23 protein-coding genes are annotated in these 22,792 nt (G+C 68.1%); 7 read left to right on the forward strand and 16 right to left on the reverse strand.

The window, feature by feature from the left end:
• The first annotated feature begins 2 nt into the window (after positions 1–2).
• Positions 3–1,991, forward strand: coding sequence for a SpoIIE family protein phosphatase (locus tag A5705_RS14525; RefSeq protein ID WP_068278274.1), 1,989 nt, complete (start codon positions 3–5; stop codon positions 1,989–1,991).
• Here the strand turns inward: A5705_RS14525 and A5705_RS14530 are convergent.
• Positions 1,951–3,195: an acyl-CoA dehydrogenase family protein gene (locus A5705_RS14530; protein ID WP_067876016.1), complete on the reverse strand. Its 1,245-nt coding sequence runs from the start codon at positions 3,193–3,195 to the stop codon at positions 1,951–1,953. The genes A5705_RS14525 and A5705_RS14530 overlap by 41 nt on opposite strands.
• A complete protein-coding gene (locus A5705_RS14535; RefSeq protein WP_068278275.1) occupies positions 3,192–4,343 on the reverse strand; it encodes an acyl-CoA dehydrogenase family protein in 1,152 nt (383 codons plus the stop codon). The genes A5705_RS14530 and A5705_RS14535 overlap by 4 nt, the downstream gene beginning before the upstream one ends.
• Positions 4,344–4,497: 154 nt before the next feature.
• Between A5705_RS14535 and A5705_RS14540 the strand changes: the two genes are divergently transcribed.
• Positions 4,498–5,250, forward strand: coding sequence for a hypothetical protein (locus A5705_RS14540; RefSeq protein WP_067876010.1), 753 nt, complete (start codon positions 4,498–4,500; stop codon positions 5,248–5,250).
• Positions 5,247–5,861 (forward strand): hypothetical protein, encoded by a 615-nt coding sequence (locus A5705_RS14545; RefSeq protein ID WP_067876008.1) that lies wholly within the window; start codon positions 5,247–5,249, stop codon positions 5,859–5,861. Before A5705_RS14540 ends, A5705_RS14545 begins: the two co-directional genes overlap by 4 nt.
• A 4-nt stretch (positions 5,862–5,865) precedes the next feature.
• Here A5705_RS14545 and A5705_RS14550 read toward each other — a convergent pair whose 3' ends face one another.
• From A5705_RS14550 to A5705_RS14565, 4 genes are read right to left on the reverse strand one after another with little or no spacing between them, the layout of a single operon-like run.
• Positions 5,866–6,825 (reverse strand): alpha/beta hydrolase, encoded by a 960-nt coding sequence (locus A5705_RS14550; RefSeq protein ID WP_067876591.1) that lies wholly within the window; start codon positions 6,823–6,825, stop codon positions 5,866–5,868.
• A 13-nt stretch (positions 6,826–6,838) separates the two neighbouring features.
• A complete protein-coding gene (locus tag A5705_RS14555; RefSeq protein ID WP_067876006.1) occupies positions 6,839–7,981 on the reverse strand; it encodes an amidohydrolase family protein in 1,143 nt (380 codons plus the stop codon).
• Complete coding sequence (locus A5705_RS14560; RefSeq protein ID WP_067876004.1) at positions 7,978–9,030, reverse strand: amidohydrolase family protein; 1,053 nt, start codon at positions 9,028–9,030, stop codon at positions 7,978–7,980. The genes A5705_RS14555 and A5705_RS14560 overlap by 4 nt, the downstream gene beginning before the upstream one ends.
• 5 nt (positions 9,031–9,035) lie before the next feature.
• On the reverse strand, positions 9,036–9,395 hold the full coding sequence (locus A5705_RS14565) for a Rieske (2Fe-2S) protein (protein WP_068278277.1): 360 nt from the start codon (positions 9,393–9,395) through the stop codon (positions 9,036–9,038).
• A gap of 124 nt (positions 9,396–9,519) precedes the next feature.
• Between A5705_RS14565 and A5705_RS14570 the strand changes: the two genes are divergently transcribed.
• Positions 9,520–10,746, forward strand: coding sequence for a cytochrome P450 (locus A5705_RS14570; RefSeq protein ID WP_067875999.1), 1,227 nt, complete (start codon positions 9,520–9,522; stop codon positions 10,744–10,746).
• A complete protein-coding gene (locus tag A5705_RS14575; RefSeq protein ID WP_067875996.1) occupies positions 10,743–11,900 on the forward strand; it encodes a Zn-dependent alcohol dehydrogenase in 1,158 nt (385 codons plus the stop codon). Before A5705_RS14570 ends, A5705_RS14575 begins: the two co-directional genes overlap by 4 nt.
• Here the strand turns inward: A5705_RS14575 and A5705_RS14580 are convergent.
• Positions 11,878–12,630 (reverse strand): SDR family NAD(P)-dependent oxidoreductase, encoded by a 753-nt coding sequence (locus A5705_RS14580; protein WP_067875993.1) that lies wholly within the window; start codon positions 12,628–12,630, stop codon positions 11,878–11,880. The genes A5705_RS14575 and A5705_RS14580 overlap by 23 nt on opposite strands.
• Positions 12,627–13,067 carry a VOC family protein gene (locus tag A5705_RS14585; RefSeq protein WP_067875990.1) on the reverse strand — a complete coding sequence of 147 codons (441 nt, stop codon included), beginning with the start codon at positions 13,065–13,067 and terminating at the stop codon, positions 12,627–12,629. Before A5705_RS14585 ends, A5705_RS14580 begins: the two co-directional genes overlap by 4 nt.
• Between A5705_RS14585 and A5705_RS14590 the strand changes: the two genes are divergently transcribed.
• On the forward strand, positions 13,066–13,503 hold the full coding sequence (locus A5705_RS14590) for a DUF6264 family protein (protein WP_369803309.1): 438 nt from the start codon (positions 13,066–13,068) through the stop codon (positions 13,501–13,503). The genes A5705_RS14585 and A5705_RS14590 overlap by 2 nt on opposite strands.
• On the opposite strand, the gene A5705_RS14595 is transcribed toward A5705_RS14590, so the two are convergent.
• The 4 genes from A5705_RS14595 to A5705_RS14610 all read right to left on the reverse strand — a co-directional run bounded on the left by A5705_RS14595 (position 13,500) and on the right by A5705_RS14610 (position 16,956).
• A complete protein-coding gene (locus A5705_RS14595) occupies positions 13,500–13,748 on the reverse strand; it encodes a dsRBD fold-containing protein (RefSeq protein ID WP_067875985.1) in 249 nt (82 codons plus the stop codon). The two genes, A5705_RS14590 and A5705_RS14595, sit on opposite strands and share 4 nt — an antisense overlap.
• Before the next feature lie 107 nt (positions 13,749–13,855).
• On the reverse strand, positions 13,856–14,683 hold the full coding sequence (locus A5705_RS14600) for an SDR family NAD(P)-dependent oxidoreductase (protein ID WP_067875982.1): 828 nt from the start codon (positions 14,681–14,683) through the stop codon (positions 13,856–13,858).
• 18 nt (positions 14,684–14,701) lie between these two features.
• The gene (locus A5705_RS14605) at positions 14,702–15,922 is read right to left on the reverse strand and encodes a cytochrome P450 (RefSeq protein ID WP_067875979.1); all 1,221 of its coding nucleotides are present in this window, start codon (positions 15,920–15,922) and stop codon (positions 14,702–14,704) included.
• A gap of 11 nt (positions 15,923–15,933) precedes the next feature.
• The gene (locus A5705_RS14610) at positions 15,934–16,956 is read right to left on the reverse strand and encodes an LLM class F420-dependent oxidoreductase (protein WP_067875976.1); all 1,023 of its coding nucleotides are present in this window, start codon (positions 16,954–16,956) and stop codon (positions 15,934–15,936) included.
• Between the two features lie 70 nt (positions 16,957–17,026).
• Between A5705_RS14610 and A5705_RS14615 the strand changes: the two genes are divergently transcribed.
• Positions 17,027–18,523, forward strand: coding sequence for an acyl-CoA carboxylase subunit beta (locus A5705_RS14615; protein ID WP_067875974.1), 1,497 nt, complete (start codon positions 17,027–17,029; stop codon positions 18,521–18,523).
• Positions 18,524–18,597: 74 nt separating this feature from the next.
• On the opposite strand, the gene A5705_RS14620 is transcribed toward A5705_RS14615, so the two are convergent.
• From A5705_RS14620 to A5705_RS14635, 4 genes are read right to left on the reverse strand one after another with little or no spacing between them, the layout of a single operon-like run.
• Complete coding sequence (locus tag A5705_RS14620; RefSeq protein ID WP_068278359.1) at positions 18,598–19,641, reverse strand: TIGR03857 family LLM class F420-dependent oxidoreductase; 1,044 nt, start codon at positions 19,639–19,641, stop codon at positions 18,598–18,600.
• Positions 19,638–20,015, reverse strand: coding sequence for a nuclear transport factor 2 family protein (locus tag A5705_RS28580; protein WP_068278279.1), 378 nt, complete (start codon positions 20,013–20,015; stop codon positions 19,638–19,640). The genes A5705_RS14620 and A5705_RS28580 overlap by 4 nt, the downstream gene beginning before the upstream one ends.
• Positions 20,012–21,112, reverse strand: a complete 1,101-nt coding sequence (locus tag A5705_RS28585; RefSeq protein ID WP_068278280.1) for an alpha/beta fold hydrolase — start codon at positions 21,110–21,112, stop codon at positions 20,012–20,014. Before A5705_RS28585 ends, A5705_RS28580 begins: the two co-directional genes overlap by 4 nt.
• Entirely contained in the window at positions 21,112–22,722 is a 1,611-nt protein-coding gene (locus A5705_RS14635) for an NAD(P)/FAD-dependent oxidoreductase (protein WP_156763123.1), read from the reverse strand. The genes A5705_RS28585 and A5705_RS14635 overlap by 1 nt, the downstream gene beginning before the upstream one ends.
• Positions 22,723–22,792 lie beyond the last annotated feature (70 nt).

Raw genomic sequence — 22,792 nt, forward strand, 5'->3', positions numbered from 1 at the left:
AGATGGTCGCCAAAAAGGATTGGGACAAGACCGTTGGTGCGGCGGACGAAGTTCGCCGCGTCTTCGAGAATGTTCCGGCGATGCTGGTCGGCCTGAAAGGCACCGAGCACCGGTTTGTCGCGGTCAACGCGGCCTACCGGGCGTTCAATCCAACGGGCAACCCGGTGGGAAAGCGTGCGGTCGAGGTGTTCCCCGAGCTGGAGAGCCAGCAGATCTATCAGATGTTCGACCAGGTGTACGAAACCGGCGAACCGCAATCCGGGACGGAGTGGCGGCTGCAGGCCGACTACGACGGGTCGGGCATCCAGGAACGATACTTCGACTTCGTGGTCACACCGCGCCGCGGGGACGACGGGTCGGTCGAGGGTGTGCAGATCATTTTCGACGACGTCACCGAGCGGGTGCGGGCACGGGCGGCCGCCGAGGCGCGGATCGATGAGCTCTCCGAGCGCTACCGCAGCGTGCGAGATTCGGCCATCGTCATGCAGCAGGCGCTGCTGGCCCCGTCGGTGCCGGTCGTTCCGGGCGCCGACATCGCCGCGGAGTATCTCGTCGCCGCGGAGGACACCGCGGCCGGCGGCGACTGGTTCGACGCGATGGCCCTCGGGGACCGGCTGGTTCTCGTCGTGGGCGACGTCGTCGGCCATGGCGTCGAGGCCGCGGCGGTCATGTCGCAGTTGCGCACGGCACTGCGGATGCAGATTGCGTTGGGGCACAGCATCATCGAGGCGCTCGAGGCGCTCGATCGGTTCTGTGAACACGTGCCGGGGTCGAAGTCGGCCACCCTGTGCGTGGGTTCCCTCGACCTCGTGACGGGCGAATTCCAGTACTGCACAGCCGGACACCCGCCACCGCTACTGGTGAGCGCCAGCGCCGTCTCGCGGTACGCCGAGCCGTCGGGCGCGGGACCTCTCGGCAGCGGCACGGGATTTCCGGTGCGCACGGAGGTGCTGGAGGTGGGCGACTCGGTCCTGCTGTATTCCGACGGCCTGATCGAACGCCCGGGCCGGCCGCTGGGCGCCAGCACCGCGGAATTCGCCGAATTGGCGGCGAACATCGCCGACGGCAGCGGCGGCTTCGTCATCGGCGCGCCGGGACGCCCGATCGACCGGCTCTGCTCGGAGACACTGGAGTTGCTGCTGCGGTCGACCGGTTACCAGGACGACGTCACCCTGCTTGCGGCGCAACGGCGCACGCCACCGGCACCGCTGCGCGTCACGGTGGACGCGACGATCCAGGCCGCGCGCACGATCCGCACGCGGCTCCGCGGCTGGCTCACGGAGATCGGCGCCGACGCCGACGACATCTGCGACATCGTGCACGCGGTCTCCGAATTCGTGGAAAACGCTGTCGAGCACGGGTATGCGGCGACCGCGGCCCATGGTGCGCCAAATGACGTCATCGTCGAGGCCGCGCTGTCCGGCGACGGCAACCTGCATGCCTCGGTGATCGACCACGGGCACTGGAAGGACTACCGCGAGGGCCAGCAGGGCCGCGGGCGCGGACTCGCGATGGCCGAAGCGCTGGTGTCCCAGGCGCAGGTCACGCACGACGACGGCGGTACGACCGCCAGCCTGACGCACCGCCTGTCGCGCCCGGCCAACTTCATCACCGCCGCGACCGTCAGCCGGTCCACCCGCCGGCGACCCGTCAACTCCGAATTCGTCTCCCTGGTCGGAGGTGCCGGCCACATCGTCGTCAGCGGCGACGTCGACACCACCACCGCATCCACCCTGGACCGGCAGATCGCCGTCGAAAGCCGTTCCGGCATAGGGTCGTTGACCATCGATCTCAGCGGGGTCACCCACCTGGGCTCGGCCGGCGTCAGCGCGCTGGCCGCCGCCCGCGACCGGGCCCAGACGCAGGGTGGCGCCTTGGTGCTGGTGGCCCCTCCGGGCAGCCCGGCCCATCACGTCCTGTCGCTGGTCCAGATGCCCTTTGTCAACAACGTCAGCGTTGATCCAGACCCTGGCCGTGCCGGACCTGGCTGAACGGCACCCCACGGTCGGCGGCGTATTCGCGCGGGAAGCCCAGCACGCGCTCGCCGATGACGTTGCGCGCCATCTCGGTGGTGCCGCCGCCGATGGCGACGTTCTGCCGGGACAGGTACCTCAGCCCAGTCTCCAGTCCCTCGCCGAATTCCCCCACGACTCCGGCACTTCCGGCGATCGCCAGGGCGGTGTCCATGTCCAGGGTCACAGTCTCGGAGTGAAAGAGCCTGATCAACGTTCCGGCGGCGGGTGGCAGCACGCCGTCCCGGACGTTGCGGAACACGTGGTCGATCAGTTGCTCGGCCACCGCGCGGTGCACGAGCACCCGGCCGGCCATCTCGTGGACGCGTTCGTCGTCGGCCCGGCCCGTCTTCTCGGCGAGGGCCACGTAGTCGACGGGCTTGGAAGAGCCGCCCTCGCTGCCGCTGCCACTGGCGAACTCCGAACCCTGCCCGACCGCCCGCCGTTCGTGGTACAGCTGCCGCGAGGCCACCGCCCAGCCGCCGTTGACCTCGCCGACGACGGCGTCGTCGCCCACGTCCACACCGTCCAGGAACTCCTCGCAGAACTCGGTGGATCCGCTCAGCATCGTGATGCGCCGCAACGTGATTCCCGGATGGGCGATGGGCACCAGGAACATGGTCAGCCCTTCGTGCTTGGGCACATCCCAGTCGGTGCGCGCCAGGCACAGTCCGTAGTCGGCGGCGAACGCGCTGGTGCTCCACGTCTTGGCTCCGTCGATCACCCAACGGTCGCCGCGCCGTTCGGCCCGGGTGATCACACCGGCCAGATCCGAGCCGCCGCTGGGTTCGCTCAGCAGCTGCACCAGCACCTCGTCGCCGCGCAGCGCCGCGGCGATGTGGCGCCTCTTTTGCTCCTCGGTGCCGGTGTCGAGCAGCGTGGCGCAGCAGATGGTGAACGTGGGGGTGTTGAGGATCAACGGCATCTCGTAGCCGAAGGACTCGGCGTCGAACGCCTTTTGGTATTCGTAATCCAGGCCCAGTCCACCGTACTCGCGGGGGAAGCAAATGCCCGCGAATCCCGCTTGATAGAGCCGCTTTTGCAATTCTCGGGCGCGCCGCCACGACCGCTCGTCGTCGCGCGGGGCGGGCGGCGGGTGCTCGGGGTCGATCGCGGGCATGTTGTCCGCCAGCCACTCCCGGGCGCGCGCGGCGAACGCCGTAACCGATTCCGTGGTGGTCATCCGGCGTTCGTCATCGATCGGGCCGCCTTCTCCGCCGCGTACACGCGAAGGTTGTGTTCCTCGGGCGTGCCGAACATGGAGCGGTACAACGTAACTCGCCTCAGGTACAGGTGCAGGTCGTGTTCCCACGTGACGCCGATGCCGCCGTGCATCTGCACGCACGCCTGGACGACCCGCACGGCCATCTCACCGACGTAGGACTTGGCGATGCTGGCAGACAGGCCCGCGTTGGGCGAGCGGGCGGCGACGTCGGCGACCGCGGCCGCCGTGGTGGCGCGACACGCTTCCAGCCACAACTTCATGTCGGCGAACCCGTGCTTGAGCACTTGGTAGGACGCCAGCGGGCGGCCGAAGGTGTGCCGGTCCAGCGCCCATTGCGCGGTGAAGTCGAACACCGTCTGCAGGATGCCGACTACCTCGGCGCACTGCAGCACCTGGGCGATCTGGCTCTGCCGGTCGATCAGGGCGGCGGTCTCGGTCGCGCTGCCGACAACCGCGGACGGCCCCACGACCACCGCGTCGAAATGCACGCGCGCGTATTGCTTGACCAGGTCGACCGACTGCTGGGGTTCGATGCGGACGCCCGCTGCGTCCGTCGGGACCAGGAACTGACGAATCTCGCCGCCGCATCGCGCCACGACGAGCAGCACCGCGGCCTGGGCGCCGGCCTCGACCCGGTCCTTGGTGCCGGTGATGGTGAAGCCGGCGTCCGTCCGGGTGGCCGCCACCGACGGGTCCAGCGGCTCCCAGGCCCGGCCCGGCTCGCAGACCGCCCACGACGCGACGGTTGCGCCGGACATCAGCGACTCGATGGTGTCGGCGTGCGACCGCGGGTCGGCGCACTCGGCGAGCGCGGCCAGCACCACGCTGACGGGATACAGCGGTCCCGGCGCGACGGTTTTGCCGAGTTGTTCGGCGACCATGGCCAGGTCCTCGAGACCGCTGCCCGAGACGCTGCCGCCGCCCAGCTCCTCGGGCACCAGCAGGGCCGTCCAGCCGAGTTCGGCGGCGCGTCGCCACCACGCCGGGTCGAAGGACTGGCCGGCCGCGTGCAATTCCCGCACGCGACGCAGCGGCGCTTCTTTTTGTAGAAAGGCCTGGGTCGTGGAAGCGAAGAGTATCTTTTCGGGAGAGTCGACAGCGGTCATGATGCCGGAGCATTCGGGAGAAAGCGTGGGTGGTTGATCATCCGCCTGGTCGGTTCTCGTCGGGATTCGCTGGGGATTCTGATGTTAGCAACGAGCAATACCGTAAGAGATACCGGAGTGCAATCGATAATGGTCGTGACGAGCGGTAATCGCGATGGCTGAGCCGGACCCCGACGCGAAGGCGTTGCTCGAAGAGGCGCAGGCGGCGGAGGCCGCCGCGGCCGAGGCGCTGGCCGCCGCGGCCAAGGCCCGCGCCGCCGCCGCCCGGTTGCGGCGCGAGGCCCTCGGCCGGCCCGCCCATGCCGAGGCATACGACGACGAGGCTTACGAAGGAGACTACGAAGAGGACTACGACGAGGCCGCCGACGAGGAATACGAGACGGACTACGACGAGTCCGTCACGGAGCAAGCGGGCTGGCGACGGCGGCTGCCGGCGATCGCCGCGGTGGCCACCGCGATCGCGGTCGTCGCTTTCGCCGCGGTGAGCGCCTACATGGTGGTTCAACACCGCGACGCCACCCGGCACCAACAGCGGGAAGCCGCGTTCGTCGCCGGGGCCAAGCAGAACGTCCTCAACATGATCTCGCTCGACTACAACAAGGCCAAGGAAGACATCCAGCGCGTGATCGACGGCTCCACAGGCCAATTCAAAGACGACTTCCAGCAACGGGCCAACGACTTCATCTCGGTGGTCACCCAGTCGAAGGCGGTCACCGAGGGAACCGTGAACGCCGCCGCGCTGGAATCCCTCAACGGGAACTCCGCGGTGGTGTTGGTCTCGGCGACCTCGCAGGTCACCAATTCCCCGCCCGGGAAGGACGTGCCGCCCTTGGTCTGGCGGCTGCGCGTGACGGTCGCCAATGTCGCCGGGCAGTACAAGATGTCGAAAGTTGAGTACGTACCGTGACCGAAGATGTGCGCGACATCGATTCGGCTGCACCGGGTGCCGAGCCGGAAGTCGAGGCCGAAGAGACCGCGGAGGAGGAGGACTCCCCCGAGGAGGGCGAGCCGTCGCGCCGCATCCTTTCCCCGGGGCTGCGCAAAGCCATCGCGTCGGTTCTGGTTGTGCTCCTGCTGGTTTCGGGCGGGGTGGCGACGTGGCTGTACTTCGATTGGTACCGGCCCGATCAACAAACCAACGACGACGTCGCCCGAACGGTGGCCGCGGCCGCGTCCGAGGCAACGGTGGCGTTGCTGTCGTACTCGGCCGACTCGCTCGACAAGGACTTCGCGAAGGCCAGGTCGCATCTCACCGGCGATTTCTTGTCCTATTACGACCAATTCAGTCAACAGACCGTGGCCCCGATGGCCAAGCAGAAGTCGATGAAGACCACCGCCAAGGTGACCGGCGCCGCCGTGTCCGAGCTGCATCCCGATTCGGCCGTCGCCCTGGTTTTCGTCGATCAGGTCACCACGACCAAGGACAGCCCGCAGCCGTCCGTGGCGGTCCGCAGCGTGCTGGTGAAGATGAGCCGGGTCGGCGGCAACTGGCTCATCACCAAGTTCAGTCCGGTCTAGCCGCCTACATCGCGAAGACGCGGCGCAGCGTCTGCGCGTGCAACGCACGGTTCTCCCGGGAGACAATCCAATCGGGAACCAGCGAATCGAAGCCGTTGAATGTCGCTGCGATGACGTGTAATTCGGTGTGCACATAGGCGTGTAGCAGCCGGTTGGCATAGTCGATGGCCTCGTCGCGGCACGGGTCGATTTCCGAACAACTGATGAATGCCGGCGGCAGCCCCTCGAGATTGGCCCGGTGGGCGGGAACGTCTTGACCGCCGGCGGACGCGTGACCCAGGTAGTGGCCCCACCCGCGGCTGACTGCAGGGCCGTTCAGGCCCGGAGTGCGCTGGAATTCGCGGCGCGACGGCGTGGTGTCGGAGTCGAGCATCGGCTGGTGCAGGATCTGCACCAGGATCGGCGGTCCTTCTTCGTCGAACATCCGCTGGGCGAGACCCGCGACCAGCGCCGCACCCGCATCCCGGCCCATCACCGCGATGCGGCCGGGGTCGGCGTCGAACTCGGCGGGATTAGCGACGACGTGGCGCAGGGCCGCCTCGACGTCGGCCAGCGCCGCCGGACACGGGTTTTCCGGCGCCAGCCGGTAGTCGACGGACACGAGTAGACAGCCGGCGGCACGGGCCAGCTCCACGCACTCGGCGTGATCCGTGTCCAGGCTGCCCGTCACGAAGCAACCGCCGTGGGCGTACACCACCAGGGGCGCAGGGGATCCCGCGCCCCCGCGGTACAGGCGAAGGTCCAGCCGCCGGCCGTCGGGACCGGCGATGGATCGCGAATCCACTGCGACGCCGTCGGTGTCGACGGCCGCGGCCCGCTCCGCGGCGCGCAGGTTGGCCCGTTGCCGCTCGGCGGGCAGCGTCTCGGCGCGGAACTCCACGACGCCCAAGTCGATTGCGGCCTCCCGCAACGCCGGGTCGATGCGGGTCAGGCCTTGCGGCCGTGTCAGGTTGGTCTGCGTCAGGTCCGCCAACGCGTCACCGTTCTCCGGGCAGCGCCTTGACCGTGGCCGGCAGCCCGTACAGGGCGGTCGCGTTGCCGCGCATGATTCGCTCCCGCTGGTCGGCGGGGAACCGGTTGATCGCGTAGGTGGGCGAGTCGTAGCTCCAGTGCGGGTAGTCCGTCGAGAACATCAGGTTGTCGCCGAGGTCCATCATCTCCAGGTACTCGCGGAACTGCACGGTGTCGACGTCTTCCAGCGGCTGGGTGGTGAACCGGACATGTTCGCGCACGTACTCCGACGGGCGCCGGCGCACGTGCGGCAGGTCGCCGCGGCGGGCCTCCCAGATCCGGTCCATCCGCGACATCACCGGCATCGCCCACGTGAAGCCGCCTTCGACGAAGACCACCCGCAAATCGGGGTGGCGGTCGAAGGCGCCGTCGAACACCAGGCTCATCAGGTGCGAGACGTACAGCAGCGGCCAGGACGCGAAGAAGTCGTGCCAGTGCGCGGGGTTGCCGACCGGGTAGATCGGGATCAGCTCGAACGGTGTCTGGCCCATGAGGTGCGTGGCGACCGGGAAGCCGTTGCGCGAGGCCGCCTCGTAGAGTGGGTCGAAATGCGGGTTCCCGAAAGGGATTCCGCGGGTTTGGGGTGTCATCAGCACCTGGGCCATGTACGGGTGCCCGGCCCACCGCTCCACCTCGCGCGCGGCCAGTTCCGGCGTCTGCGCGCTGATGCTGATCGAGCCGCGCCAGCGGCCGTGCCAGTTGCACTTGTCGAGCCAGACGTCGGCGAGCCAGTCGTTGTGGGTGGACTTGAGCACGTGCTCGGCCTGCGGCAGTTGCGCGTCGCACATGGGTTCCAGCGTCGCGATGCTGACGCCGGCGTCGAGCAGCAACTGTTTGGCGGCGAAATCCGGGTCGCTGCCGGCGACTCCGCCGCCGGGCGGCGCGGCGTCCAGGCGCAGCGACATCGTCTTGTACGAGTCCGGGGTGTCGTAGAAGTGCGGCACCGGGCTGACCGCGTTGCCCGTCGGCCAGATCTTGTCCACCCATTCGGGCGGCGCGTAGGACTTGAGCACCTCGGCCGAGACCGGCAACGGGTGCACGTCGGTATCGACGATGGTGACCGCGATCTCTTGGTTGGTCTCCGGTGCCATCCGCTCGATCGTTGTCATCGCACACGCTCCTTCAGCCCGTAGAGTTCACTGGCGTTGCGCCACAACACCTTTTCGCGCTGGTCGGCGTCCAGCCCCTCGGCGATCGCCTCCGGCGGCGAGGTGGACCAGTGGGGGTAGCCCGATCCGTACATCAGCAGGTCGGACTTGCCGGTGAAGTCCATCCACCGCTGCATCGCGTCGGCCTCCGTGGGGCCGTCCAACGCCGAGGAGCAGAACCGGACGTGGCCGGGCAGGTATTCGCTGGGATAGCGGTCGACCCAAGGCGTCTGGTCGCGCATCGACAACCAGAAGGTGTCCAGCCGCCACATCAGCGGGGTGAGGATGTCGTAGCCGCCGTCGGCGAACACGAACTTCAGGCCCGGGTGCCGGCCGAAGACGCCTTCGATGATGAGGGTGGCCAGGTGCACGAAGTAGTTCAGCGGCATGAACGCCGCATAGCCCGGGTAGGTGTGCGCGTGCCCGGCGAAGGTCGGCGGGTGGTCGACGCCGTTGCCGCCGTTGATGTGGACCGCGACCGGCAACCCGTGCGCGGCGGCGGCCTCCCAGATGGGCTCGAACATCGGCTTGCCGTAAGGCTCGCGCGACTGCAGGGGGACACCGACCTGCACCAGCTTCGGGTGACCGGCGAGGCGCTCGATCTCGGCGACCGCGCCCCTCGGGTCCTCGGGGTTGACGCGGATGGTGCCCAGAAACCGGTCCGTGTATCGGTCGCTGCGGTCGGGCTCCAGCCAACGATCGAGCAGCCAGTCGTTGACCGCCCCGCAGATTCGGCTGTTCAGCAGGTAATCGGCGATGTTGCCCCGGGTCAGCGGGTTCAAAATGGCGTAATTGACGCCCGTGTCGCCGAACAGGTGCCGGCTCACGGTCTCTGGATCCGACCCCGGGTAGTGCTCCCCGTAGAGGTCCTCCCGGTAGTCACCGCCGGGCGCCTGATACCACTGCTGCTCGACGTCGGGGATTGACCGCAGCTGGTGGGCGGGCGGTAGGTAACGCCGTATCTCGGCGTTGTAGCGGAAGTGCGGTTGCACGCATGCGTCAATGATCATGGGGCTCATGCGGTCAAATACACCTCCCCGTCGGTGACATCGACCGGGTAGGTGCGGACACGGCGGCTCGGATCGGCCACGTTTTGGCCCGTGGTGAGATCGAATTCCCAGTTGTGCCAAGGGCATCGAACGATCTGCCCGTCGCGCACGCGGCGCATGCCGTCGGGTGATTCCGGAGCCGGCTCGTTGGTGCCGCCGATCAGGCCAAGGCACAGCGGCGCGCCCTCGTGTGAACAGTAATTGACGATCGCGTACAGCTCACCGCGCACGTTGTAGACGCCGACGCCGAACTTTCCGACGTCGACCAGTTTCATCCCGCCGGGCGGGAGCTCGTCGAGGGAGCACACGAATTGCCGCTGAGGCACCTGAGAGTCACCGCCTCCTGGAAGACACCACAAGCCGTTAAGCTTGGTTGCTATTTATACTATGATAGCGATTATTCCCCCCGCCACCTATCCGGCGTTGAATTGCCGCCCAGGAGGAGCGCGAATGACGCTCAGCACGGATCCCGACGGCCAGCCCGTCACCCTAGACCTCACCGGCGAAACCAGCCCGTATCCGTTCTTCGAATACATGCGGCGCACCGATCCCGTGTGGCACGGTGCGCTGACGGACCACTCGCAGATGCCGGAGGAATTGCGGCCCGCCGACGAGTGGGTTCTGTTCGGCTACGACGGGGTGTTCCAGGCCTTCCGCGACGACCGCGTCTTCACCTCGGCCGCGTACGACAAGACGATCGGGTTGGTGATGGGCCGCACCATCCTGGCGATGGGCGGCAAGGAGCACCACGACCACCGCAGCCTGGTCGCCAAGGCCTTCCGGGCCACCGCGCTGGAGCGCTGGGAGCCGTCGGTCATCGGGCCGGTCTGCGATCGACTGATCGATGAGATCAAGAACGACGGCCACGCCGACCTGGTGAAGGCCCTGACGTTCGAGTTTCCGACGCGGATCATCGCGACGCTGCTCGGCCTGCCCGCCGAGGATCTCGGCATGTTCCGGCGGTTATCCCTCGACCTCATCTCGATCCAGACCGACATCGAGGCCGGGCTCAACGCGGCCACCGAGTTGCACGGCTACTTCCTCGACCAGGTGGAGCAGCGGCGCCGCAAGATCACCGACGACATCATCGGCGACCTGGTCGCCGCCGAGATCGACGGCGAGAAGCTCACCGACGAGGCGATCATCGCGTTCCTGCGACTGCTGCTGCCGGCCGGCCTGGAGACCACCTATCGCTCGTCGGGCAACCTGTTGTACCTGCTGCTGACCCACCCCGAGCAGCTGGCGATGGTCCAGCGGGACCGGTCACTGATCCCGGCCGCCATCGAGGAGGGCCTCCGGGTCGAGACGCCGCTGACCATGGTCATGCGCACCACCACCGAGGAAATCGAAATAGGCGGCAAGACAATACCGGCCGACGCCCAAATCGACATGTGCATGGGCTCGGCCAACCGCGACGAAAGCCGCTGGCCCGACCCCGACACCTTTGACATTCACCGGCCGCGGCACGCCCACATCGCGTTCGCCGCCGGCATCCACATGTGCCTCGGCATGCACCTGGCGCGGCTGGAGACGCGCGTCATGCTGAACAGCCTGTTCGACCGCGTCAGCGAGTTGGCCCTCGTCCCCGACGACGGAACCGGCGAGGACTCCAGGATCGTCGGGCTGACATTCCGGTCACCCAACAAGCTGCCCGTCACGTTCGACCCGGCCGCATGAGAAGCCGCGCCGCAATCCTGCACGACGTCGGCGGCCCTTGGTCTGTCGAGGAATTCGAGCTCGACCCGCCCCGCGCGGGCGAGGTCCTGGTCCAACTGGCCGCCGCCGGGCTGTGCCATTCGGACGACCACATCCTCAAGGGCGACATGTCGGCGCCCAACGAGGTGATGCGATCCCTCGGCCTGCCAACCATGTTCCCGATGATCGGGGGCCACGAGGGCTCCGGCATCGTGCGCGAAGTCGGGCCGGGCGTCGCCGATTTCGCGCCCGGGGATCACGTGGTGATGTCGTTCGTCGCCGTCTGCGGGCAGTGCCGCTGGTGCGCGAGCGGGATCGAGTACCTGTGCGACGTCGGCATCGGCACCATGGTCCCGGGCATGCCCACCGACGGCACCTTCCGCCACCACACCGCCGACGGCCGGAACCTGGGCCACATCGCCAAGGTCGGTGCGTTCGCCGAACACACGGTGGTGTCGACGAATTCGCTCGTCAAGATCGAGCCACACCTGCCACTGGCCCCGAGCGCGCTCCTGTCGTGCGCCATTCCGACCGGCTACGGTTCGGTCGCGAACCGCTCCAACATGCGCGCCGGCGACACCGTCGTGGTGATCGGCGTCGGCGGCATCGGCACCGGCGCGATCCAGGCCGCCCGGATCAACGGAGCGGCGCAGATCGTCGCGGTCGATCCCGTTGAGTTCAAGCAGAAGTCGGCGCTGCGGTTCGGCGCGACGCACAGCGCCGCAAGCGTGGCCGAGGCTTTGGACCTGGTGCGTGGCCTGACGTACGGGGTGATGGCCGACGCGGTGGTGGTCTCGCCGTCCTTGATCAGCCCGGAGGACGTGCGCGACGCGGTGCAGCTGACCCGCAAGGGCGGGACGTGCGTGCTCACCGGCATGACGTCGCAGTTGACCCGGTCGGTCAAGATCGACCTGCAGGACTTCATCCTGATGAACAAGACGCTGGCGGGCACCATCTTCGGCTCGTGCAACCCCAAGGCGGACGTCGCCAGGCTGGCCAGGCTCTACGAGACCGGGCAGCTGCAGCTCGACGAGATGATCACCAGGCGCTATCGCCTCGACGACGTCAACGACGCCTACGCCGACCTGCTCGACGGCAAGATCGTCCGGGGCATCATCGATTTCGGGATCGGCTGACGTCCTCGCCGGCCAGCACCCGCTGGAGTTGGCCGTACGCGTCGATGGGGCTGTGCAACGCCAGGCCGCCGTCAGCGTGCACGATTTGACCTGTGACCCAGGGCAATTCGAGGACGCCCACGATGGCGCCGGCCACATCGGCGGCCTCGCCCAGGCGCCCGAACGCCGTGCGCTCGGACAGGCCCTCCACCCAGCCGGGCAGTTGTTCGGGCTTGGCCAGCATCGGGGTGCGGGTGACGCCGGGTCCCACGGCGTTGACCCGGATGCCGTGCACGCCCCATTCGACGGCGGCGACCCTCACCAGCATGTCGACGCCCGCCTTGGAGACGCAGTAGGCCCCCATGTCGCGATCCGCCAGGGTGCCGCTGATGCTCGATACCGCGACGATCGAGCCGCCCACGCCGGCGTCGATCATGGCCCGTGCCCCCGTCCGGATCGTCAGCCAGGTGCCGGTGAGGTTGACCGCCAAGACCCGTTGCCATTCGGCGGTCGGCTGTTCGAGCAGCAGGCCCGACGCGCCGATCCCGGCGCAGGTCACTATCCGGTTGGGCGCGCCGTGGTCGCGCACGGTTTGTTCCATCGCCGCCGATACCGCGTCGGGATCGCTCACATCGCAGCCGATGTCGCCGCCGGACAGGTCCCACACCACGACGTCGTGACCGGCCTCGCGCAGCCGCGCGGCGACCTCGCGACCGATGCCGGACGCGCCGCCGGTCACCAGCGCGGTCATCGCGCGGGCCCGATCAACTCGACGAGCACGCCGTCGGGCGCGGTGACCACCGCCATCGGGACCGTCGCGCCGCCCGGGGCCGGCACGCTGATGCGGCGCACGCCGTCGGCGAAACCCAGTGCGGCCAGGGCGGAGAGCGTCTGGTCGACCTCACACTGCAGGGAGAGCAGGAAGAACCCGTGCCGGGGCCCCTGGGGTATCGCCGGCGCCTTGTCGGCTCCCTCGAACACGACCAACTCCACGATGCCCGTGTCGGGCGCCTGCGGATCGCCAAGGAACACCGACCGCAGGCGATCGGTCTTTGCGCCAAAGAGTTCAGGCCAGTCCCCGGTGAAGGCGTGGTCGAAAAGTTCGGTGAATCCCAGGCCGTCGCGCCAGAACTTCATCGAGCGTTCGACGTCGGCGGTGCAGATCGCGGCGTGGTGGATACCTGGCATGGGCTTCCCTTCTGCTTCAGGCCGTTCCGCGAGCGTAAATCCCACTGCCGCCGGTTGCCAGGGTGTGGATAATCAGACCATGTCAACCGGCCAGTCTCCCGTCCCCCGACGCTTGGCCGACACAGCCGTGACCGTTCTGCTGCTGGTAGTGCACGGCTTGCTGGTGCTGTACACGATAGGGATGGCGGCCAGCCTCGCCAACGAGCAGGAATACTTGGAGTCGAGGTGCCGGTATCACAATCTCGACTGCAGTAACCCCTGGCGCAGCAATGGGGCCCCGATCGCGATAGGCGTCAGCGTGGTGCTGATGGTCCTCGACCTCGCCCTCGTCATCTGGCGCAGGAGGACGCGAAGACGAGCGTTTTTCGTACCGTTGCTGTGCTGCGTCGGCCAGGTCGTCGTCATAGCGGCACTCGGCTTCGCAGGTAACCCTTAGGCCGTGCCGCGGGACAGCTCGGTGAGCTGGTCCGCCAGGTCCGCCAGCGCCCGAGCCGTCGCCAGTTCGTGGCGGGCCGCCCGTGCCAGGCAGTCGGCCGGATGACGATACGCGACGCCGACACCGGCCAAATGCGCACCGCACCATTGCAACTCGGCCTTCGCGTTGGTCCTGCCGCGGTGCTCGCCGATCGTCACGGTGACCACCGGATGGGTGAGAGATGTCGAGGCGCTGCTGTGCTGCATGTACGAATCATCCTGCGGGACACGGGCACCTTGGTGGTCATGTCCCGGCGTGGCGGATACTGGTGACTTTGGTCCCACCGCCGACTGCCATTGGACACTCCTGGCGGTCACACGATGTTCGAGAGGGTGCGATCCCACAACTCGCGGGCAAGAACGGGGTCGTAGGCCGCGCGGTTGGCCCTGGCGAGCTTGCCCTTCGCGTAGTACTCGCCGGCAGTCCAGTCCACGCCCGGCACGCTCGTCGCCAGCCGGACCAGCTGGTCGGCCGCCTCGTCCGCGGTGACGGTGAACCGGGCCGAGATCGGCACCCGGTACTTCATGAACACCAGAAACCGTGATCCCGACGCCTCGCCGAAATTGGAGTTGACGAAGCCGGGGTGAAACGTCGCGGCTGACAAGCCCTGGTCGTGGTATCGCCGATGTAATTCCCTGGTGAACAAGACGATTGCGAGCTTGGTCAGCGCGTAAGCGGAGCTGGGTCGGCGCCCGCTCGTGTCCTCCAGATCGGAAACTCTCACGCGGGGAACCAGCTTGTGCGATGAGCTGGTGGTGTTGATGACGGTGGCTCGGGATTCGACGAGCAGGTCCAGCAGCCGCGTCGTGAGCAGAAACGGCGCCAGGTAGTTGACCTGGAGGGTCATTTCGTGCCCGTCGACGGTGCGCCGGGCCTTGGTGAACATGCCCCCGGCGTTGTTGGCCAAGACGTCGATACGGGGGCACCGCGCGCGAACCTGGTCCGCGAGGGCCCGCACCTGAGACAGGTCGGCGAAGTCGGCCACGAAGTGGTCGGCGCCCAGTTCCGCGGCCACCGCGGCGGTCTTATCGGGCGCCCGGCCGACGACCACGACGTCGTGGCCGCACCGGCGCAGCCGGCGGGCCGCGGCGGCGCCGAGGCCGTCGCTGGCACCGGTGATGACGATCGTCCTGCGCCCCATTGCCTAGAGGCTAGGGAATCACGTCAGTGAGTAGCGCACCGGCAGGTGTTTGAGCCCGCCGACGAAGGTGGTGGCGGTCAGTTCGGGTTCGCCGGTCAGCTCGATGGATCTCAGCCGCGGCAGCAACTCGGAGAAGAAGCTGTTGACCTCCATGCGGGCCAGGGCCGCCCCCATGCAGAAGTGCACGCCGTAGCCGAAGGCCAGATGCTTGTTGGGATCGCGGCCGACGTCGAAGCGGAACGGGTCGTCGAAGACATCCTCGTCGCGGTTGGCCGACACGTAGGACAGCAACACGGAATCGCCTGCGGCGACGGGTATTCCGCGCACGGTGGTGTCCTTGGCCGCGGTGCGCATGAACTCCTTGACCGGGGTGACCCAGCGGATCATTTCCTCGGTCGCCAAAGGCATCAGGTCGAGGTTGTCGCGCAGGCGCTCCAGCTGGTCCGGGTTCTCGATCAGCGCCTGCATGCCGCCGGAGATGGTCGCGCTGGTCGTGTCGTGCCCCGCGGTGGCCACGATGAGGTAGTACGAGACGGTTTCGATGTCCGAGAGCGGCTCGCCGTCGATGCGGGCGTTGGCGATGGCCGACGCGAGGTCCTCGGTCGGATGCTCGCGGCGCGACGCGGTCACCCCGTTGAAGTACTGGAACATGTCGAACAGCGCGGGCAACTGGTCCTCGTTGGTGGTGCCCCGTTTGAATTCGGCGTCCTCGCTGCCGAACAGCTCCTGGGTCAGTTTCAGCATGCGCGGGAAGTCGGCCTCGGGCAGCCCGAGCAGCGACATGATCACGTAGAGCGGGTAATTGACGGCGACCTCCTGCACGAAGTCGCATTCGGGCCCCGCCGCCAGCATCTTGTCGACGTAGATCCTGGCCAGTTCGTCGACGCGAACCTTCAACGCCCGCATCGCCTTCGGGCGAAACCAATCGGAGCCGATCGCGCGCACCACCCGGTGCTGCGGGTCGTCCAGATGGATCAGGGTGCGAACCCCGGCCGCGAGCGCCTGTTCGTCACCCTCCACGGTGGTCAGCACGGGGCGCGGCCAGTTGGTGAACAGCATGTTGTCGCGTTCGATGTCCATGATGTCGGCGTGCTTGGTGATCGCCCAGAACGGCTTGTAGTTCGGCACGTCGACCCACGACACCGGCGCGCAGGCGCGCAGGTGGGCCAGCGCCGCGTGCAGCCTCCGCTCGTCGGTGTAGGCCAGCGGGTCCGTCAACAGCTTGGCGGCCTCGTCCATCGTCGACGTGCTCACTCGCGAAACTCCTTCACCACGGCAGAGATACAGGCTTGCGAAGCGGTCAAAAAGATGGGCAGGACCCGGTCCACCGCGCCCTCGCAGCGGCTCTTCAGACCGGCCGCGATCGTGTCGACCGGACCGACGACGGCGAAAGCCGCGAGCATCTCGTCGTCGATGAGCGAACCCATGGTGTCCCACTCCCCCGCCAGGGAGAGCCGGTGCAGTTCGGTGTGCAGGTCGTCCCAGCCGTGGAGTTCGAGGACCTTGCGATAGGCCGGCGTCGATCCGTAGAACGCGATCTGCTTGCGCACCGCGGTGCTGGCCGCTGCCAGCTCGTCGTCGTTCCCGCCGGTCGCGACCAGCACCTCGCACGACACCTCGAAGACGCCGCGATCGCGCCCGGAGCGCTGCATCCCGCGCAGCAACGCCGGCAGCGTCACCTCCTCCAGGTAGCGCTTCGACACCATCGGGTGGCCGAGGTGACCGTCGGCAACCTCGCCGCACATCTCGGTCATCGTCTCGCCGACCGCGGCGAGGAACACCTTCGGCGGCGGATAAGGCTGCGGCTCAGGCGTAAACATCGGCGTCATGATCTTGTGCGTGTAGAAGTCGCCCTCGAACCGAAGCTTGGTGCCGTCCTTCCACGCCGACCAGATCGCGTGCAGCGCGGCGACGAATTCGCGCATCCGGGGCGCCGGACGGCTCCACGGCATGCTGAACCGCTTCTCGATGTGGGGCTGGATTTGAGTGCCGAGGCCGAGGATGAACCGGCCCTGCGAATACGCCTGCAGGTCCCAGCCGATGTTGGCGACGATCATCGGGTTGCGGGCGAACGCGACCGCGATGTTGGTGCCCAACTCGAGCCGCGACGTGTGTTCGGCCGCCAACAGCAGCGGAAAGAACGGATCATGGCTGGTTTCGGCGGTCCACCCGGCGTCGTACCCGTCCTTCTCCAGGGCGCCGGCGACGAACGGCACCTCGGCGAGCTGATTGGGGATGCCCCCGTCGAGCTTGAGGCGGGGGCTGCTACCCATGCGGGTAACTTTACAGTAAGCAATCCAGTATGTGACCCTGCCGGTCGAGTGGGCATGGTAGGACATAGGCATGACGAAAGCCCAAGATTGGGGCGAAACGCTCGACGACCTCGAGCGTCGCCGCCAGCATGCGCGCGCAATGGGCGGCCCGGAACGCCTCGGCAAGCATCGCGACAAGGGCAAGCTGGACGCCCGCGCGCGAATCGAGCGACTCCTCGACCCCGGCACCTTCCGCGAGTTCGGCACGCTGGTCGGCGGCGACGTCGCGGCCGACGCACTGATCGTCGGCTCCGGTGAGATCAACGGCTCGCCGGTGATGCTGGGCGCCGAGGACTTCACCACCATGGCCGGCAGCATCGGCCCGGGGGGCAACTCCAAGCGATACCGCATCGCCGAACTGGCGCTGCGGGACAAGATTCCGCTGGTGATGCTGCTCGAAGGCGCCGGATTTCGGCCCACCGGAGGGCATTACGGGCGCAGCCCCACCGACCTGTTGGCCCAGACGCAGTGCTCGGGCCGCGTCCCGACGGTCGCCGCGGTGCTCGGCCCCTCCGCCGGGCACGGCGCGCTGGTGGCCCCGGTCTGCGACTTCCGGATCATGAGCGCCCGGGGCGCGATCTTCACCGCCGGACCGCCCGTCGTCAAAGAGTCGACCGGAGAGGACATCTCGAAGGAGGACCTCGGCGGGCCGGACGTCGCCATACCCAGCGGCGTCATCCACAACGTCGCCGAGGACGACGAGGCTGTCCTCGACGAGATCCGGCGCTACCTGTCGTACTTCCCGCCCAGCGCGTGGTCGTACCCACCCGCACTGCCGGGCTCGGATGCGGCGAAGCCCCGGCCGACGCCGGAGCTGCTCGACATCGTCTCCCGCGACAACCGCCGCGTCTACGACATGCGCGCGGTGCTCGACGCGGTCTTCGACAGTCCCGACTGGTTCGAAGTGCAACCGCTGTACGGCAAGGCGGTCATCTGCGCGCTGGCCCATCTCGGCGGCCACCCCGTTGCCGTGGTGGCCAACCAGCCCAAGGTGCTGGCCGGCTCCATCGATGCCGACGCAGCCGACAAGGCGGCGCACTTCATCATGGTGGCCGACTCGTTCCACCTGCCGATCGTGTTCCTCGCCGACAATCCCGGCATGCTGCCGGGCAGCCGGTCCGAGCGCAGCGGCGTGCTGCGCGCCGGTGCGCGCATGTTCGCGGCGCAGACCGCGGCCACCACGCTGAAGCTGCACCTGACGCTGCGCAAGGCGTACGGGTTCGGCTCGATGGTGATGTCGCTGTTGAGTTTCGACCATCAGGTCGCGACCTTCGCCTACCCGGGGGCGACGATGGGCGCGATGAGCGCGGCGGCGCTCACCCGCGCATCTCACGCCGGCGAGGACCTGTCCGCCAAGCTGCGCAGCGCCGAGCTGCAGGCGTCGTATCGATCGGCCGAGCACATGGGCTTCGACGAGCTCATCGATCCCCGCGAGACGCGCGACGCGCTGCTCGCCTCGTTGCGGCGCGGCCTGTCCAGCCGGCAGGCGGCCGCCGAACCCGTTGCGCGCACGGTCATCATGCCCTAAATTTCTCCCGCGAGCAGACGCAAAAGCCCCCATTTCGCCGTGAAATTGGGGGCTTTTGCGTCTGCTCGCGTTACCTAGGCGCCCGACCGATAGGCGGCCACCACGGGCTCGAGTTCGTCGGGTGTGCCGCCGTGCAGGATCACCGCGTCGGCCCCGTAGTCGAACTCCTTGCGGATGCGCGCGGCGCACTGGCTGGCCGACCCGGTGGCCGAAGGCTGCAGCCATTCGTCGGGAATCAGCGTCGCGATGTGCTCGATCTGCTCCGGCGTCGCCTTGTGGTCGATGCCGCCCGCGATCGACGTCACCACCGGGTCTTCCCGAAAGCGTTGCAGCACAGCAGGATCCCAGCCGTTGGTGCGCACCATCAGGTCGCCATAGCCCTGCAGGTAGGTGGCCAGGCGCGCGACGGTCTTCTTCAGCCGCAGCTGTTCGGGAAGGTGATCGCCGACGGTGGCGAAGCATGACCACACCCGAACGGCGTCGGGATCGCGCCCGGCCCGCTCCGCGGCGGTCTTGACGGTCGCCACGCAGCGCTGCAGCGTCTCCGGGGTGAAGTAGGTGTGCAGGATGACGTCGTCGAAGACTCGGCCGCCGAGGGCGAGCGTGTTGGGTCCGAAGGCCACCAGCGCCAGGCGAATGTCCTCGTTGAAGTCCGGATCGAGGAACAGGATCGGGTACTTGCCCATCGGGCCGTCGTGGTTGAAGATCAGCTCGCCGTGCCACAGCCGGCGCATCACCTGTGCCCAGTCCTCCATCTGCGCCGTGGTGACGGCCGGGATGCCGAACGCGCCGTAGATGGCGGCGATGCCGCGGCCGATGCCGAGCGTGAACCTCCCGCCGGAAAGGCGGTGCATGGTGGTCGCCCAGGATCCGGTGATCAGCGGGTGGCGAGTGTTGTGATTGGTTGCGGCCGTCGCGATTTGGATTCGGCTGGTCACCGCGCAGGCCGCCCCGACGAGCGAGGACGCTTCCTTGACGTTCCAGCGCTCGGAGATGAAAGCGGTACCGAACCCGAGTTCCTCGCCGCGGCGGGCCTCGTCCATCAGGGTGGCCGGCCCCTCGCCGCCGGCGCCGGCCAGCAGGTAGTAGCCCAGCTCGTCCAGTGCGCGCTCGCTCAATTCCAAACCCCTTGCTGGTAGCCGCAATTCCAGACCTCGACGATCTTGCCGGCGACGATGCGGAACACCTCGATGCTGGCGACGTGGGTGTCGGCGCCGTCCGTGGTGGTCATCGTCGAGTCGTAGACGATCGCGACGTGCTCGCCGTCGTCACCGGCGACCACGATGTTGAGGTCGAAGCGCAACCGGTCGAACATCTCCCAGACGTCGGCGATGCGTCGGACCGCCTGCGCGTGGGTCAGCGTGTGCGCCTCGCCCACCTCGTGCCGGACGACGGTGTCGGCGAACAACTCCCCGGCCAACGCGAGGTCGCGCTCGTTCCAGACCACCAGGTTGTAGAGCTCGACCACCTCGCGCGCCGTCCGCGTGGTCACCCGGCCACCTCGCCCAGGAAGCGCTCGGTCACCTTGAGCACGCGCCGGGAGAAGATGTGACCGACGTGGCCGCCGTCGTACCAGTACAGCTGGCCGCCCCAGCGTTCCTGCAGCGCTTCGGCGGGCTCGCGCATCGCCATCCGGTCGTGCCACGCCCCGACGATGAGCCGGCGCTGCGGCGGCGGCGCGGGTTCGGCCCGCAGCGGGTCGATCACCGACGTGAGCCTCGACACCTCCGGAGACCCGAGCAGCTCGCGGAATCCCGCGCGTGAGTGCCCGAAGCGCCCCATGTGTCGCGCGATCATCGCGTTGAGCCCCAGGATCGGGGTGTACAGCGCCACCGCGTCGACCTGCCGTTCGAGATGGGAAACCAGCGCGGCCACCGGCGTCCCCATCGAAATGCCTGCCACCACAACGGCGCTCGCCTGCGGCTGCACCCAGCGCACGACGGCGCGAACCTCCGACACCGCGCGCATCATGCCCGCGACGTTGCCCAGCGGGTCCACGTCGGGGTAGGCCGGCCATTCACCGCGCCGGCAACCGTGACCGGGTTGCACCGGCATGGCGACGTTGAACCCCAGCCCGTGATGGATGCGGCCGATGCGGGACAGCAACAGGTCCTCCGTGCCGCCCTGGCCGGCGCCGTGAACCCAGACCAGCCACGGCCGGGGGCCGCCGCGGTGCCGGCACACGTGCACCACCGCCCGCGCCGGGCCGCCCAGGCCGTCGGCCTCCAGCGTTGCCGGCAGCCTCGGATCGTGTTCGAACGTCATCCGCTCGTAGGCCAGGCCGGCGATCCGACGCCGCCGCACCGAGGTCGCCCGCAACGGCTCCGGCTCGGCATGCGCCCCGTCGATGCCCAGCGCCGACAATTCCTCGGCCGCCGCCGCGCAGGCCTCCCGCGGCCGCGGCGCGGGCGGACTGCCGCTCAGCAGCGAAAAGCCGCTCAGTACAAGCTCATCCAGCATGACCTCGCCGAATTGCCGGACGCCTCGCGGCGATACCGGGGCCCAGCCCGTTGATTCGTTCAGGCCGGACACCGTGCGCGGCAGCAGCATGCCCAGCTCGCGGGTGACGTCCAGTGCGCGGCGCAGCATTACGCCAGCTTGAAGCCGGTGTATCCGCCGGCCGCGATTTCGTCGCAGCGGCGCCGGTATTCGGGGATTCCGCCGGTATAGCCCATATACATCCGTTTCTTGCCGGGCACGTTGCCACCGTTGTACCAGGAGTTGCAGGACGGGTGCATCAGGACGGTCGGTGCGACGAGTGCGGTGGCGTGGTCGATCCACTCCTGCTGGGCCGCGGGCGTCGCCTCGATGGTGCGGATCCCGTTGCTGCTCAGGTGGGCGATGCAGTCGCCGATCCACTCCACGTGCTGCTCCAGCGCGGCCACGAAGTTGGTTGCGGCGCTGGGACTCCCGGGCCCCTGGATGGTGAACAGGTTCGGGAAGCCGGCCACCGCCAACCCCAGGTACGACAGCGGCCCGTGGCCGGCCCAGAAATCGCCGAGCGACACGCCGCCGCGGCCGCGGACGTCGATGCGGCTGAGCGCGCCGGTCATCGCGTCGAATCCGGTGGCGTAGACGATGACGTCCATTTCGTGGCAACCCCGGTCAGTGCGGATGCCGGTCGGCGTCACCTCGCGGATGGGCGCCGCGCGCAGGTCGACGAGCGTGACGTTGTCCCGGTTGAACGTCTCGTAGTACCCCTGGTCGATGATCGGTCGCTTGCAGCCGAACGGATGATCGGGCACCAGGGCGGTCGCGGTGTCCGGGTCCTTGACGATCCTGGCCACCGCCTCCCCGTACAGCTTGCCGGCCATCCGGTTGGCCTCGATGTCGAAGAAGATGTCTCCCCAGTTCAGCGCGCCGAGGATGCCGTTGTCCTCGATGGCGCGCAGCTGCTCCTCGCGGGTCGCCGACTTCAGCGGCGGCCTGCCTAGCATCCCGAGCAGCACCGAGAAGGCGCTCAGCCGCGCCGCGCCGACCGGATGGGCCCGCTGCGCCGCCCGGATCTCGTCGTAGCGGGCCTTCATCTCGTCCAGCTCGCCGGGCTCCAGGCGCCGCACCCGCCACGGCAGCGTGTACGCCGGCGAGCGCTGAAACACCGTCAACCGCAGGGCTTCCCGGGCGACGACCGGAATGAGCTGGACGCCGGTCGAGCCGGTGCCGATGACACCGACGCGCTTCCCGGTGAGATCGACACCCGCCCTTGGCCAGCGGCTGGTGAACAGCGAGGTTCCGGCGAAGGTGTCCATCCCGGGGATGCCGGGTTCCAGCGGCACCGACAGGATGCCGGTCGCTGCGATGACGAACGGGGCCCTGAACGTCTGGCCCGCAGCGGTTCGCACCACCCATGCCCCGGCGTCCTCGTCGAAGGCCATCGCGACGACCTCGGTGCAGAACTGGATGTCGCGGCGCAGATCCAGGCGGTCGGCGACGAAGTTCAGGTAGGCCTCGATCTCGGGCTGAGCCGGCATGGACTCCGTCCACACCCAGTCCCGCTGAATCTCGTCGGAGAAGCTGTAGGAGTACTCGATGCTTTCGATGTCGCAGCGTGCGCCGGGATACCGGTTGAACAGCCAGGTGCCGCCGACGTTTTCGGCTTTCTCGAGCAACCGGGTCCGAATGCCCAGCTCCCGCAGCCGGTGCAGCATGTAGAGCCCGGAGAATCCGGCGCCGATCACCAGGGCGTCGAAGCGTTCCATAAAGCTCCCTTGCCGCATGATCGAGGAACTGCTGAAATCTATACTGTAAACGGCTTAGTATCAATCAATC

The organism is Mycobacterium sp. E787, from assembly GCF_001668725.1.
Lineage (GTDB): Bacteria > Actinomycetota > Actinomycetes > Mycobacteriales > Mycobacteriaceae > Mycobacterium.

Bases quoted from the DNA above. Each gene is read 5' to 3' on its own strand.
- A5705_RS14535 (WP_068278275.1), bottom strand. From the start codon at position 4,343: ATGACCGCTGTCGACTCTCCCGAAAAGATACTCTTCGCTTCCACGACC.
- A5705_RS14585 (WP_067875990.1), bottom strand. From the start codon at position 13,067: ATGCCAGGTATCCACCACGCCGCGATCTGCACCGCCGACGTCGAACGC.
- A5705_RS14580 (WP_067875993.1), bottom strand. From the start codon at position 12,630: ATGACCGCGCTGGTGACCGGCGGCGCGTCCGGCATCGGTCGCGAGGTC.
- A5705_RS14560 (WP_067876004.1), bottom strand. From the start codon at position 9,030: ATGATCATTGACGCATGCGTGCAACCGCACTTCCGCTACAACGCCGAG.
- A5705_RS14590 (WP_369803309.1), top strand. From the start codon at position 13,066: ATGGGCTTCCCTTCTGCTTCAGGCCGTTCCGCGAGCGTAAATCCCACT.
- A5705_RS14610 (WP_067875976.1), bottom strand. From the start codon at position 16,956: ATGGGTAGCAGCCCCCGCCTCAAGCTCGACGGGGGCATCCCCAATCAG.
- A5705_RS14525 (WP_068278274.1), top strand. From the start codon at position 3: ATGGTCGCCAAAAAGGATTGGGACAAGACCGTTGGTGCGGCGGACGAA.
- A5705_RS14600 (WP_067875982.1), bottom strand. From the start codon at position 14,683: ATGGGGCGCAGGACGATCGTCATCACCGGTGCCAGCGACGGCCTCGGC.
- A5705_RS14555 (WP_067876006.1), bottom strand. From the start codon at position 7,981: ATGACAACGATCGAGCGGATGGCACCGGAGACCAACCAAGAGATCGCG.
- A5705_RS14530 (WP_067876016.1), bottom strand. From the start codon at position 3,195: ATGACCACCACGGAATCGGTTACGGCGTTCGCCGCGCGCGCCCGGGAG.
- A5705_RS28585 (WP_068278280.1), bottom strand. From the start codon at position 21,112: ATGCTGCGCCGCGCACTGGACGTCACCCGCGAGCTGGGCATGCTGCTG.
- A5705_RS14615 (WP_067875974.1), top strand. From the start codon at position 17,027: ATGACGAAAGCCCAAGATTGGGGCGAAACGCTCGACGACCTCGAGCGT.
- A5705_RS14595 (WP_067875985.1), bottom strand. From the start codon at position 13,748: ATGCAGCACAGCAGCGCCTCGACATCTCTCACCCATCCGGTGGTCACC.
- A5705_RS14570 (WP_067875999.1), top strand. From the start codon at position 9,520: ATGACGCTCAGCACGGATCCCGACGGCCAGCCCGTCACCCTAGACCTC.
- A5705_RS14635 (WP_156763123.1), bottom strand. From the start codon at position 22,722: ATGGAACGCTTCGACGCCCTGGTGATCGGCGCCGGATTCTCCGGGCTC.
- A5705_RS14540 (WP_067876010.1), top strand. From the start codon at position 4,498: ATGGCTGAGCCGGACCCCGACGCGAAGGCGTTGCTCGAAGAGGCGCAG.
- A5705_RS14605 (WP_067875979.1), bottom strand. From the start codon at position 15,922: ATGGACGAGGCCGCCAAGCTGTTGACGGACCCGCTGGCCTACACCGAC.
- A5705_RS14575 (WP_067875996.1), top strand. From the start codon at position 10,743: ATGAGAAGCCGCGCCGCAATCCTGCACGACGTCGGCGGCCCTTGGTCT.